At 65.0% G+C, this 13,093-nt stretch carries 7 protein-coding genes; 5 read left to right on the forward strand and 2 right to left on the reverse strand.

Features of this window, described 5'->3' with window-relative positions:
* Positions 1 to 58: 58 nt before the first annotated feature.
* Entirely contained in the window at positions 59 to 433 is a 375-nt protein-coding gene (locus tag LN450_RS17540) for a hypothetical protein (protein WP_126955133.1), read from the forward strand.
* A gap of 621 nt (positions 434 to 1,054) precedes the next feature.
* On the opposite strand, the gene LN450_RS17545 is transcribed toward LN450_RS17540, so the two are convergent.
* On the reverse strand, positions 1,055 to 2,872 hold the full coding sequence (locus LN450_RS17545; protein WP_011348958.1) for a monovalent cation:proton antiporter-2 (CPA2) family protein: 1,818 nt from the start codon (positions 2,870 to 2,872) through the stop codon (positions 1,055 to 1,057).
* Positions 2,873 to 3,088: 216 nt separating this feature from the next.
* Positions 3,089 to 3,916 (reverse strand): carbonic anhydrase, encoded by an 828-nt coding sequence (locus tag LN450_RS17550; RefSeq protein WP_011348957.1) that lies wholly within the window; start codon positions 3,914 to 3,916, stop codon positions 3,089 to 3,091.
* A 626-nt stretch (positions 3,917 to 4,542) separates the two neighbouring features.
* On the opposite strand from LN450_RS17550, the gene mgtE reads away from it, so the two are divergent.
* The 4 genes from mgtE (at position 4,543) to LN450_RS17570 (ending at position 12,983) form a co-directional block, all read left to right on the forward strand.
* A complete protein-coding gene (gene mgtE / locus LN450_RS17555; protein ID WP_008575115.1) occupies positions 4,543 to 5,910 on the forward strand; it encodes a magnesium transporter in 1,368 nt (455 codons plus the stop codon).
* Between the two features lie 115 nt (positions 5,911 to 6,025).
* Positions 6,026 to 8,734, forward strand: a complete 2,709-nt coding sequence (locus LN450_RS17560; protein ID WP_011348956.1) for a bifunctional acetate--CoA ligase family protein/GNAT family N-acetyltransferase — start codon at positions 6,026 to 6,028, stop codon at positions 8,732 to 8,734.
* A 105-nt stretch (positions 8,735 to 8,839) separates the two neighbouring features.
* On the forward strand, positions 8,840 to 9,883 hold the full coding sequence (locus LN450_RS17565) for a DUF475 domain-containing protein (RefSeq protein ID WP_008575120.1): 1,044 nt from the start codon (positions 8,840 to 8,842) through the stop codon (positions 9,881 to 9,883).
* 601 nt (positions 9,884 to 10,484) lie between these two features.
* Positions 10,485 to 12,983, forward strand: coding sequence for a ribonucleoside-diphosphate reductase subunit alpha (locus LN450_RS17570; protein WP_008575121.1), 2,499 nt, complete (start codon positions 10,485 to 10,487; stop codon positions 12,981 to 12,983).
* The last annotated feature ends 110 nt before the right edge of the window (positions 12,984 to 13,093 follow it).

A 13,093-nucleotide genomic window follows, 5' to 3' on the forward strand; every position in this document is an offset into this window, starting at 1 on the left:
ACATGAAATTTTGAAAATTTTTAAGAGAAATTCAAGTCTTTCGCGGCTTGAACGATTGGTGCTTGATTCGATAGCGGGAAGATTACCTGTTTCTGAAAGGGAATTATGGAGTTTGCAAGTTTCAAAAATAAATAAAGTTCAACGACTGCCGCAGGGAGTGGAGGTAAACTTTTACCGAATTTCAAGGGGTAGGCCAACCTTTGATGATGAAATTGCATTCAAAAATAGAACCCAGGAGCTCATGGTTGCAAGTTTAGTTATTAAAGCTTGTAATCAAGAGTTGGCAGCTAAAGTGTGGTGTGTCAGGGGATTTATTTTCTCGATTGAGTATGAGGGTGCTCCCGCGTTTTTCGATGAGATTTTATATTCTGACGAAGTAATAACTGATGTCAGGATAAGCCTTCATGAAAATCTAAGCGCATCGATAATTTAAGTGCCGGCTGTCTGTGAGTAAAGCATCCCAGATGCGTCAGATTACGCATTTACATGGGGGATGAATAATGTGACTAAGTTAGGCCATGCTGACGATCTGCAATAATCCAAGTGCCAAGGTTCGCGGCGCCATGCAAAACTACACATATCCAACCACCAACCATTGTCTGAACGCGTTTGCTTGCGTGACGGGTACCTACGAGCGCGCAGCAGGTACTAGCAGTTCTGTTGTATCGCGCAGGCGGCTTATGGTGTGAGTCCACAAAGTTCTGCAAGGCGCTATTGTGCTGGCTATTGTCTGTTGCGCTGTCTTGCTGGGTGCAGGAATCAGCGGTGTGTTGGCTGCCTATGGTGTCAGCGACTTTGCAAATGACCGACGCGGTGAGTGGGCACCAATGACCGCTCCGATTTGCGTAGGCGCGGGCCTTCTGCTGTGCGGGTTCGACGCACAGCGCCTGATTGGCTCTCACGGGTATACGCGTTGGAAGCTCGGCCTTGCCACCGTGATTGTGGTCTGCGTGTCGTGTGTCTGGTGCACTTGGCGATTCAGCGATAGGGTTTGATTGTCACTCGGTCAAACGCGCTCGCAGTGCACATCTGGTTGTGAGTTTGCCACGCGCATTCACGCATCCCGCGTCGCTGCCACCGTCTCTTCATCCCCATCCACATCCGCCTTGACGTCGGCTTCGAACAGGTTCATCAGGTCGGCACGTGCATCGCGCGAGGTCTGGATGACCTTGGCTTCGTCGTCGTAGACCAGGTGCTGGCGGCGTAGCAGGTCTTCGTCGTGCTGGCGGAAGCGTTTGACGTGATCGTGTGCGAGGGCTTCGCCCAGGCCGAGCGAGGTGAGGACGCGTTCGCTCAGCTCCAGGCTGGAGGCGAAGACCTCGCGGAACGGTTCTGCGCCCAGGTCCATCAATTTCCAGGCATGTTGGCGGTTGCGTGCACGCGCCAGCACGGTGGCTTGCGGGTACAGGCGACAGATCAGCCGCACCGTCTTGATGTTGGTGTCCGGGTCGTCCACCGCGATCACGAACACCTTGATGCGCTCGGCACCGGCAGCGCGCAGCAGCTCGGGGCGGGTAGGGTCGCCGTAATACAGCTGGCTGCCGAATCGACGCAGGTCTTCCACCGTGTCCGGGTTGTGTTCCAGTGCCACGAACGGCACATGCCGTGCGGTGAGCAGGCGCGCGACCACCTGGCCGAAGCGGCCCATGCCGGCGACCAGCACCTTGGGGGTCTGTGCATCGATGGTGTCGTACGGGCGATCGGTCTTGGGCGCACGCACGCGCAGCGGCCCGTTGAGGATGCGCTGCATGCCGAGCAGCAACAGCGGGGTCAGTGCCATCGACACGCCGACGATGGCCACCAGCCGGTCGTGATTGGCCGGTTCCAGCAGGCCCACGCGGTCGGCTTCGTTGAACACCACGAAGGCGAATTCGCCGCCCAGCCACAGCACGCTGCCCAGCATCAGGCTGCTGCGCAGCGGCAGCTTGGCCACGCTGCCGATACCCACCAGCAGCGAGAACTTCACCACCAGCAACATCGCCACGCCCGCTGCGATCAACCACGGCTCGGCCGCCACGCGGTGGAGATCGATCCCCATGCCCACCGAGATGAAGAACAGGCCCAGCAGCAAGCCTTCGAACGGTTCGATCTGCGATTCCAGTTCGTGGCGGAATTCCGAATCGGCCAGCAACACGCCGGCGATGAAGGCGCCCAGGCTGGCGCTCAATCCGGCCTCCTGCATGATCCAGGCGGTGCCCAGCACCACCAGCAAGGCGCTGGCGGTGAACACCTCCGGCATGCGCGTGCGCGCCACCACGTTGAACAGGTGACGCAACACAAAGCGCCCGCACACGATCACCAGCGCCAGGGCCACCATCGCCTTGGCCACGTCCTGCCATTGAAGCGTTGCATTCTTGCTGCCGCCGAGCAGCGGGATGGCCGCCAGCAACGGGATCGCAATCAGATCCTGGAACAGCAAAATGGCAAACGCCAGCCGCCCGTAGTCGCTGCTCAGCGCCTTGCGTTCGGCCAGCAATTGCAGCCCCACCGCGGTGGAGGAGAGCGCCAGCGCCACGCCGACGATCAACGCGCTCTTCCAGCCCAGCTGGGCTGCCATCAACAAACCGCCCAGGATCACCGCCGTCACCAGCACCTGGGTGGCGCCAGCGCCGAACACCGAATGGCGCATCACCTTCAGGCGCGCCGGCGACAGTTCCAGCCCGATCACGAACAGCAGCATCACCACGCCGATCTCGGCCGCGCCGCTGATGCGTTCGGCATCCTGCACCACGCCCACGCCATCGGGCCCGAGCACCACGCCGGCGACCAGGTAGGCCAACACCGCACCCAGGCCGAAGCGCTTGAACACCGGCACTGCCACGATGGCGGCCAGCATCAGCACCAAGGCCAGTTCCAGACCACCGCTATGCATGCTTACTCTCCATTGAGGCACGCATTATGACGCGCAGTTCCGTTGGCCTGCGCGCACGCGTGTGCCATCTGCACGGCGACGACGCGCGGCTGCGCGATGCGGCCCGGCACCTATCTGCGGATGCGCGCGCGGATCAGTCCGGCACCGCCTGCGCCTGCACGGTCAGTGCGCATGCAGCGCATGGCACCGCACACGGTCGACACTCCGTGCGAGCAATCAGCGGCTTTTAAGCAGAAAACGCCGATCCAGCGGCTGCAGCGGGCGCGCATTGAACGGGTACACGCGTTCGAACGCGTTGATCTGTGCCTCCGACACCTGCACCGGCTGGCTGAGCACCACCCAGTCCACCGTTTCGCTGCACGGCGGCGTGGTCAGCGAGCCTTCGTAGCGATAGAAGCTGCGTTGATTGCTCGGCGGAAGAAACGCCTCGGCACTCACCGTTGTGTTGGCGACCTGCCGGGTCTGGTCCTTGTCCTTGGGCATGGCGTCGAGCACCCGCTGGAACGCCGGGTTGGCCTTGCCGGTTTCGAAGAAGATCGCCAGCACGCCCAGCGTGCCGTCCGGGCCCTGGTGCACCAGATGCGCCTCCATCGGGAAACGCCGGCCGTTCAACAGGTGCTCGCTGGGGTGATGGAAGTGCAGTTGCAACGCTTGATACTGCTTGCCGCCGGTCGCCATGGTGCCGCCGTCGTGCAGATCCAGCTGGATGGAATGGCCGGTGTTGCGCACGACCAGCGGCACCGCGCTGTAGCTCAACAGCAGCGTGCCCAGGTTGGCGTCGATGGCGCCTTTCAGATCGATCGGGCTGTTCTGCTGGCCATTGCCGCACAGCGCATTTTCCTTGGCCAGCTCGGCCCAATGCTCGGCACCTTCCGGGCCGGTATAGCCCCATTCGTGCCCGCTGTGCGGCGCGGTCTCGTGCGCCTGCACCGGCGTGCTCTCGGGCAGTGCGGTTTGCGCCATGCCCACCGCGCCCCATCCGGCGGCGATGCACAGGCACAGCGGGCTGATGCGACGTAACAGAAGCGACCTTGAAACGGGCATGCACAAACTCCGGAAGGAAAACGCACTGCGTGGATGCGGTGGCCGATGCCATCGCTTAAAAGCAACGCATCGGGCGCTGCGGGAAGCGGACTGTAGCAATGAACTGTGACGTTCAGCACGGCGCGGCGACAGGCGGTTGCGCGGCGCCATCTCGGCGGTGCATCGGCACCTGGCAACCCGCCTGCCCGGCACGCATTGGCGTATCGCCGCGCGAGCGTCCCCAGTCTTTCCGCACCGCTGCGCAACCCCCGTGCGCCGGCACGCCACAGGGCGCTTCCCGGAGGGTTGGCCGCCAGCGGTGCGGAGCGGGTACTACGTGGCCGGCTTGACTGGCGCCAAGGCAAGCCGCGCGGCGCCCGCTCCGTGCCGCTGGCGGCCAACGCATCTCGTCTTAACGTGCATAACGCGCTTTAAGCGGCCTGCGCGCAGGGCATTGACCAAGCCGACTCAGGCGCGCAGACTGCGCCGCGCCATCGCCCGGATCACCGGTCGGTACGCACCTTTGGAGCCCTTACCCATGTCCAGCGACAGTCACCCTAGACCCGGGTCGATGACCCAGCTGGCGCGCGCCTGAGGCCCAGGTTCGCCGGCTGTCATCGACGACGGTCGTCACCAGGCGAACCACCATGTACGATCAAACCCTGCGCCTTGCCGAAGGCGTCGATGCACTGACCGCACCCCTGGCCGAACTCAACACGGCCGACGCGGTGGAATATCTCAACACCCTCGACCGCGACGACGCGGCGCAGGTGCTGGCCGCATTGCCTTTGCTGCGCGCGGTGAAATTGCTCGAACAGCCGGAGTTGCGCGATGCCAGCATGCTGGTGGCGTCGCTGCCGGCCGAGCAGGCCGCCACGCTGCTTGGCCAGATGGCCGACGACCGCGCCACCGATATCTTCCATGGCCTGGATGCCGAGCAGCGCCAGCCGCTGCTGTGGCTGCTCAGTGCCGAGGCGCGGTTGTCGATTCAGGCGCTGATGCGCTACCCGCCCAACACCGCCGGCGCGCTGATGACCACCGAGTTCGTGGCCGTGCCGTCGGACTGGACGGTGGGCCGCACCCTGCAGCACATCCGCGAAGTGGAGCGCAGCCGCGAGACCGTCTACGCGATTTATCTGCTCGACCCGCACACCCGCGTGCTGCAGCAGGTGGTGACCATGCGCCGCCTGATCACCGGCGCGTCGGAGGCGCCGATCCTGGACGTGGCGCAGGTCAATCCCCCGGTCACCGTGGACCCCGCACTGGACCAGGAAGAAGTGGCACGGCTGATCCGTCGCCACGACCTGCTGGCGATCCCGGTGGTGGATGCGCGCGGCCACGTGCTCGGCATCGTCACCGTGGACGATGTGCTCGATGCGCTCATCGCCGAATCCACCGAAGACGTGCACAAGTTCGGCGGCATGGAAGCGCTGGACAAGCCGTACATGCAGATTGGCTTCGGCCAGATGATCAAGAAGCGCGCCGGCTGGCTGAGCGTGCTGTTTCTGGGCGAAATGCTCACCGCCAGCGCGATGCAGCACTTCGAGGACGAGCTGTCCAAGGCGGTGGTGCTGACCTTGTTCATCCCGCTGATCATGAGCTCGGGCGGCAATTCCGGCTCGCAGGCCACCTCGCTGCTGATCCGCTCGCTGGCGCTGCGCGAAATCCGCCTGCGCGACTGGTGGAAAGTGGCGCTGCGCGAACTGCCCACCGGCCTGACCCTGGGCGCGATCCTGGGCGTGCTGGCGATCGTGCGCATCACCATCTGGCAGACCGCCGGCCTGTACGACTACGGCCCGCACTGGCAGATGGTGGCGCTGACCATCGGCGCGGCGCTGATCGGCATCGTCACCTTCGGTTCGCTGTCCGGCTCGATGCTGCCGTTCGTGCTGCAACGCTTCGGCTTCGACCCGGCCAGCGCCTCGGCGCCCTTCGTCGCCACGCTGGTGGATGTCACAGGCCTGGTGATCTATTTCAGCATCGCCGCGCTGATCTTGAGCGGCACGCTGTTGTAGAGGCCTCGCGCTCGGGTAATCACGGATGCATGCACGTGCGCATGCATCCGTCACCCCATGCCCTGAAACGCCAGTGCGTGTACCGTAGCGCGATGGCATTCGCGTCCCCCGTCCGATGAGTACGTACCACCTGCAGCAGGTCTTTCGTCCCAGCACCGTCGCGGTGGTGGGCGGCAGCCCGCGCGAGCGCTCGGCCGGGCGAGCGGTGGTGCGCAACCTGCGCGCGGCCGGGTTTCCCGGCCGGATCGGTTGGGTGAGCCCGCGCTATAGCGAGATCGATGGCGTGCGCACGGTGGCGCGGTTGACCGATCTGCCGTGGGTACCGGACCTGGTGGTGATCACTGCGCCGGCGCGCATCGTGCCGCGCATCGTCTCCATCGCCGCGCGGCGTGGTGTGGCGGCCGCCATCATCCTCACCGCCGGCCTGGGCAGCGGCCCCGGCTCGCCGGCCGCGCGCATGGAGTCGGCCGCGCGCGCCAAGGGCATGCGCATCCTCGGCCCACACTGCCTGGGCGTGATCGCCCCGCATGCGCGGCTCAATGCCAGCATCGCCGCGCATTGCCCGCAGGCCGGCGACCTGGCGTTGATTTCCGAATCCAGCGCCATTGCCGCCGCGCTGGTGGAGTGGGGTGTGGCGCGTTCGGTCGGGTTTTCGGCGGTGGTGTCGCTGGGCGATACGCTGGACGTGGATTTCAGCGATCTGCTCGACTACTTCGCCACCGACTACCGTACTCGCGCGATCCTGCTGTACGTCGAACGCATCGGCGATGCGCGCAAGTTCATGTCGGCCGCACGTGCCGCCGCGCGCGCCAAGCCCGTCGTGGTGGTCAAATCCGGCCGCCAGTACCGCATCAATCCCAATGCCGACACCCACGCGCAGGCGCTGGCCGGTTCGGACGCGGTGTACGGCGCGGCGTTCGCACGCGCCGGGTTGTTGCGGGTGGGCGCGCTGGACGAGCTGTTCGCCGCCGCCGAAACGCTGGGCCGGCTCGGCAGTTTCCCGGGCCGGCGCCTGGCCATTTTGAGCAACGGCGGCGGGGTGGGGCAGCTGGCGGTGGACCAGCTGGTGCTGCGCGGCGGCACCCTGGCCGAGTTGTCGCCCAAGACGCTGGAAAAACTCGATCAATCGCTGCCGGAAGGCTGGTCGCGCAGCAACCCGGTCGACATCATTGTCGACGCCGACGGCGCGCGCTATGCCGCAGCGATCGAAGCGCTGCTGGACGATCCGGAAAACGACGCGCTGCTGGTGGTCAATGTGCCCACCGCGTTCACCTCCTCGGCCGATGCGGCCAAGGCGTTGACCCGCGCGCTGGACCAGCGCAACCGCTACCAGCGCGACAAACCGGTGTTTGCGGTGTGGCTGGGCCAGGACGATGCGGCGATCGCCGCGCTCAACGCCGCACGCGTGCCCACCTATGCCACCGAATCGGATGCGGTGCGTGGCTTCACCCACCTGGTGCGCTACCGCGAGGCGCAGGCGGCGCTGATGGAAACCCCGCCCAGCCTGCCGGAAGACTTCGTCGTGGATGCCGGCATCGCGCGCACGCTGGTGGAAGAGGCGCTGGCGGCCGGCCGGCGCTGGCTGGATCCGGTCGCCACCAACCGCCTGCTGGCCGCCTACGGCATCCCGGTCGTACCGCTGCAGGTGGCCGCCAGCGCCAACGAGGCCGCATTGCTGGCCGACCCGTTGCTGGCCGTCGGCCGCACCGTGACATTGAAAGTGTTGTCCAGCGAGATCGCGCATAAGTCCGACGTGGATGGCGTGCGCCTGAACCTGTCCAGTGTGGCGGCGGTGCGCGAAGCGGCCACCGGCATCCTGGCGCGTGCGCGCGCCGCGCATCCCCATGCAGTGATCGAAGGGGTGATCGTGCAGCCCACGGTGCTGCGGCCCAAGGCGCGCGAACTGATCGCCGGCATCGCCGACGACCCGGTGTTCGGCCCGGCGATCGTGTTCGGGCGCGGCGGCACCGCAGTGGAAGTCATCAACGACCGCGAGCTGGCCCTGCCGCCGCTGGATCTGCGCCTGGCCCACGAACTGATCGGCCGCACCCGCGTCTCGCGCATCCTCAAGGCCTACCGCGACGTGCCGGCCGCCGACGAGCGTGCGGTGGCGCTGGTGCTGGTCAAGCTGGCGCAGCTGGCCGCCGACATCCCCGAAATCACCGAGCTGGACATCAACCCGCTGCTGGCCGACCGCGATGGGGTGATTGCGCTGGACGCCCGCGTGGCGGTGGCGCCGGCGCGCAAGCTGCACAAGGGCCGCGGCCATCCGCGCTTTGCGATCTTCCCGTACCCCAAGGAATGGGAGCGCCAGATCGGCCTGGGCGATGGCACCCATGCGCTGGTGCGCCCGGTGCGCCCGGAAGACGACGCGCTGTTCCGCGCCTTCTTCGCCCGCGTCACCGACGAAGACCTGCGCCTGCGCTTCTTCCAGTCGGTCAAGCATTTCAGCCATGAATTCATTGCCCGGCTGACCCAGCTTGATTACGCCCGCTCCATCGCGCTGGTGGCCATCGACCCCAAGACCGGCGACATGCTCGGCGCGGTGCGCCTGCACGCCGATGCCGATTACCAGCGCGGCGAGTACGGCATCCTGATCCGCTCGGACCTCAAGGGCCACGGCATCGGCTGGCAGCTGATGCGCATCATGATCGAGTACGCGCGCTGGCTGGGCCTCAAACAGATCGAAGGCCAGGTGCTGCGCGAGAACCGCACCATGCTGGCGATGTGCCAGAGCCTGGGCTTTGGCGTGCGCCCGGATCCGGACGATGCGACCCTGATGGCGGTGACACTCCCTATAATGGGCGAGCCGCGCCCGGCCTGACGTTGCGTCACGCCGCGGTCCCCCATCCTCCACTGCACGCCGGGCTGCCAGGCCTCGATCTGGCCCATTGCTCCGGCTGTCGTCTCGGCCCGCCTGGGAGTGTCAATGTTTCGCGATTTCAGAATGTCGTTCGTGGTCACCGCCATCTGCCTGGGCCTGGCTGCGTGGTGGGGCCATACCTCATCGATGGGGATCTGGCAGGCGCTGTGGCTGTGCCTGGTGCTGAGCGTGCTGGAAGTGTCGTTGTCGTTCGACAACGCGGTGGTCAACGCCGGCGTGCTCAAGCACATGAACGCGTTCTGGCAGAAATTGTTTCTGACCGTGGGCATCCTGATCGCCGTGTTCGGCATGCGCCTGGTGTTCCCGATCGTGATCGTGTCGGTGGCCACCGGCATGGGCTTGGTGCCGGTGATGCAGATGGCATTGAAGGAGCCGGACCGCTACAGCCAGGTGCTGACCGATAACTACCCCTCCATCGCCGCCTTCGGTGGCATGTTCCTGCTGCTGGTGTTCCTGAATTTCCTGTTCGACCAGGAGCGCAAGCTGCACTGGCTGGGCCCGGTGGAGCGGCTGGTCGGCAAGCTGGGCAAGGCCGATGCGATGTCGGTGATCGTGGCGGTGTCGGTGCTGCTGGGCACCAAGCTGTTCCTGCCGGAGGCCATCTTCCAGAGCGTGCTGTTCGCAGGCCTGGGCGGCATCCTGCTGTATCTGCTGGTCGGCAGCGTGGATGCGTTGTTCGAGGCCGAAGAGAGCGAAGACGGCAGCATGGGCCCGGCCAAGCGTTCGGGCATCGCCGCGTTCCTGTATCTGGAAGTGCTGGATGCCTCGTTCTCGTTCGACGGCGTGATCGGCGCCTTCGCCATCACCCGCGACGTGGTGATCATCATGCTGGGCCTGGCGATCGGCGCGATGTTCGTGCGCTCGATGACCGTCTACCTGGTGCACAAGGGCACCCTGGACGAGTTCGTGTTCCTGGAGCATGGCGCCCATTACGCCATCGGCGTGCTGGCGATCATCATGCTGGTGGGCACCGTCTACCACGTGCCGGAGGTGCTGACCGGCCTGATCGGCGTGGCCTTCATCGCCGCCTCGGTGTGGTCGTCGATCCGCTACCGCAAGCGCCACCATCTCGGGCCGACCGAGATCTGAGCGATCACCGGCGAGCTTGCGCGGTCGCTGATCGGCTGGCGGGCACGTGGTCGCCCGGCGGGTAAAAAACGCGACCGATAGCACGCCTGGTGTCGACGGCGGGTGAGTGCGGCGAGCGAATCAGGACCCTCCCGACTTGACCTGCGCAGTCGGATTCGTCCTCCCGCCGCGCGAGGCGACCACTCGTCAGCGCAGCCCGTTGTGCCGCAAGGCTCGGCGCAATTTGGGCACATTTGGTGTTGACCCCCTGGGGGTACCCCACTATCTTGGGGTTCGGTGGTGACCGCCCCCAAGTGGCACCGATCAGACGAAGGCGATGCGCAAGTGCGACATTGCCTGCGGCTCCCATCTCAGCGACCTGTACGCGCCCCGGCATTGCCGCGGTCGCTTCCGGCCCGATGACGGCAGCGCGTTGCCACCGAACACCATCATGCGACAGCACACCGCGTGATGGCGGCCGTGGGAGTTCAGGGAAATTGGTGGGTGATGCCGCCGCAGGCCATGGCCTGCGCGCTGTGCGTCCTGTGTCGCCAACGCACCCTGGACGCCGCTCGGTCGTTGCCTGCTCCGGCAGGTTCGTGTGCCTACGCATGGAGGACGCATGACCACCAACGACACCCTTTCCGCGATCGCCGCCGGTACCGCAACACCCACCAGCGTTCCCGCCAGCGTTGCCGCGCCCGCCTGCGGCGCGCCGGAATTGACCGACCCGTCGGACATCGTGCCGCCTCCCCGCCAAGCCATTGCAATGCACGCACAGACCATCGAAGAACAAAACGTCTCCACCTGGATCACGAAAGAAGCGGGCAATCGCAAGATTCCGTTCGAGCCGGAGCGCCTGAATCGCGCCATCGACCAGATCCATGCCGAGTTCCCGCAGCTGGACGTGGCCGATTACAAGCGCTCGGTGTTCGGGTTTGTCGAGCGCAAGGACAGCGTCAACGCCGACGACCTGGTCGACCACCTGATCCGTGAGGCCGAAGCGCGCGTCGACCTGACCACCCCGGAGTGGGAGCACTTCGCTGCGCGTCTGTATTTGCGCCGCCTGTACAAGCGCGCCAGCCGCAACCGTTTCTACGACGCCAGCCAGAAGTACGGCTCGTTCGTCGGCCTGCAGGAGAGCCTGGCCGACCGCAATGTCTATTCCAACGACATCCTGCGCCGCTATTCCAAGGACGAGCTGATCGAAGCCGGCAAGATGATCGAGCCCGAGCGCGACAAGCTGTTCGCCTACAACGGCCTGTACCTGCTGGCCACGCGTTACCTGGCCACCGATAGCTCGCGCGGTGTGTTCGAACTGCCGCAGGAGCGTTGGCTGACGATCGCGCTGTACCTGATGCAGGACGAGATCGGCACCGGCAAGGGCAGCCGCGAGCGCCGCATGCAGCTGGTGGGCGAGGCCTACTGGGCGCTGTCCAACCTGTACATGACGGTGGCCACGCCGACGCTGGCCAATGCCGGCAAGGTCGGCGGCCAGCTGTCGAGCTGCTTCATCGACACCGTCGACGACAGCCTGCAGGGCATCTACGACTCCAATACCGACGTGGCGCGCGTGTCCAAGCACGGCGGCGGCGTGGGCGCCTACCTGGGCTATGTGCGTTCGTCGGGTTCGGCGATCCGCGGCGTGTCCAACTCGTCCGGCGGCGTGGTGCCGTGGATCAAGCAGCTCAACAACACCGCCGTGTCGGTGGACCAGCTGGGCCAGCGCAAGGGCGCCATCGCGGTCTACCTGGACATCTTCCACCGCGACATCGAAGCGTTCCTGGACCTGCGCCTGAACAACGGCGACCAGCGCCTGCGCGCGCACGACGTGTTCACCTCGGTGTGCATCCCCGACCTGTTCATGGAAGCGGTCGAGCGCCGCGGCGACTGGTACCTGTTCGACCCGCACGAAGTGAAGCGGATCAAGGGTTGGTACCTGCAGGACTTCTATGACGAGAAGAAGGGCGACGCCAACGGCAGCTTCCGTCGCAAGTACGAAGAAGTCGTCGCCGACGAGCGCATCACGCGCAAGACCGTCAAGGCGATCGAGATCTTCAAGCGCATCATGGTCAGCCAGCTGGAAACCGGCAACCCGTTCATGTTCTATCGCGATGAAGTCAATCGCAAGAACCCGAACAAGCACGAGGGCATGGTCTATTCGTCCAACCTGTGCACCGAGATCCTGCAGAACATGAGCCCGACGCGGATGATGCAGGAGATCATCAGCGGCAATCAGATCGTCACCACCAAGAAGGCGGGCGATTTCGTCGTGTGTAACCTGTCCTCGATCAACCTGGGCCGCGCGATCACCGTGCAGGCCGACCAGGCCGATCTGCTGGGCGCCGACGTGCTGGAGCGCCTGATCCCGATCCAGGTGCGCATGCTCGACAACGTGATCGATCTGAACCAGTTGCCGGTGCCGCAGGCCACCATCACCAACCAGAAGTACCGCGCGATCGGTCTTGGCACCTTCGGTTGGCATCATCTGCTGGCGCAGAAGTCCATCCACTGGAATGCCAAGGAAGCCGAGGACTACAGCGACGAGCTGTACGAGCGCATCAACTACCTGACCATCCAGGCGAGCATGGAGCTGGCCAAGGAAAAGGGCACCTACAGCGTGTTCCGCGGCAGCGACTGGCACAACGGCGAGTACTTCCGTGCACGCGACTACAATAGCCCGCAGTGGCTGGAGCTGTCGGCGCAGGTGGCGGTCAATGGTGTGCGCAATGCGTGGATGCTGGCGGTGGCGCCGAACATGAGCACCGCGCAGATCGCCGGTTCCACCGCCTCGATCGACCCGATCTACAGCGCGTTCTACTACGAAGAAAAGAAGGACTTCCGTCGCCCGGTTGCCGCGCCCGGCCTGTCGCTGGAGACCTGGCCGTACTACGAAAAGGGCGCCTACAAGGTCGATCAGTTCGCCAGCGTGCGCCAGAACGCGCGCCGCCAGCGGCATGTGGACCAGTCGATCAGCTTCAACTTCTACGTGCCCAGCACCATTCGTGCGAGCACGCTGCTGGACCTGCACATGACCGCCTGGCGCGAAGGGTTGAAGACCACGTATTACGTGCGTTCCAACGATATCGACATCAGTGAGTGCGAGTGGTGTTCGAGCTAAAGCGCAATCGCGCTTTAGCTCCCCACGGTTCGCCTTGCGAACCGTGGGCCCCGGCTCATTAGCTCCCACACCCCGCGCCTTCGGCGCGCCCCCTGACTCAGGGGGCTTTC

Source organism: Xanthomonas euvesicatoria pv. euvesicatoria, assembly GCF_020880415.1.
GTDB lineage: Bacteria > Pseudomonadota > Gammaproteobacteria > Xanthomonadales > Xanthomonadaceae > Xanthomonas > Xanthomonas euvesicatoria.

Coding starts and splice junctions, on each gene's coding strand:
- LN450_RS17545 (WP_011348958.1), bottom strand. CDS start 2,872: ATGCATAGCGGTGGTCTGGAACTGGCCTTGGTGCTGATGCTGGCCGCC.
- LN450_RS17550 (WP_011348957.1), bottom strand. CDS start 3,916: ATGCCCGTTTCAAGGTCGCTTCTGTTACGTCGCATCAGCCCGCTGTGC.
- mgtE (WP_008575115.1), top strand. CDS start 4,543: ATGTACGATCAAACCCTGCGCCTTGCCGAAGGCGTCGATGCACTGACC.
- LN450_RS17560 (WP_011348956.1), top strand. CDS start 6,026: ATGAGTACGTACCACCTGCAGCAGGTCTTTCGTCCCAGCACCGTCGCG.
- LN450_RS17565 (WP_008575120.1), top strand. CDS start 8,840: ATGTTTCGCGATTTCAGAATGTCGTTCGTGGTCACCGCCATCTGCCTG.
- LN450_RS17570 (WP_008575121.1), top strand. CDS start 10,485: ATGACCACCAACGACACCCTTTCCGCGATCGCCGCCGGTACCGCAACA.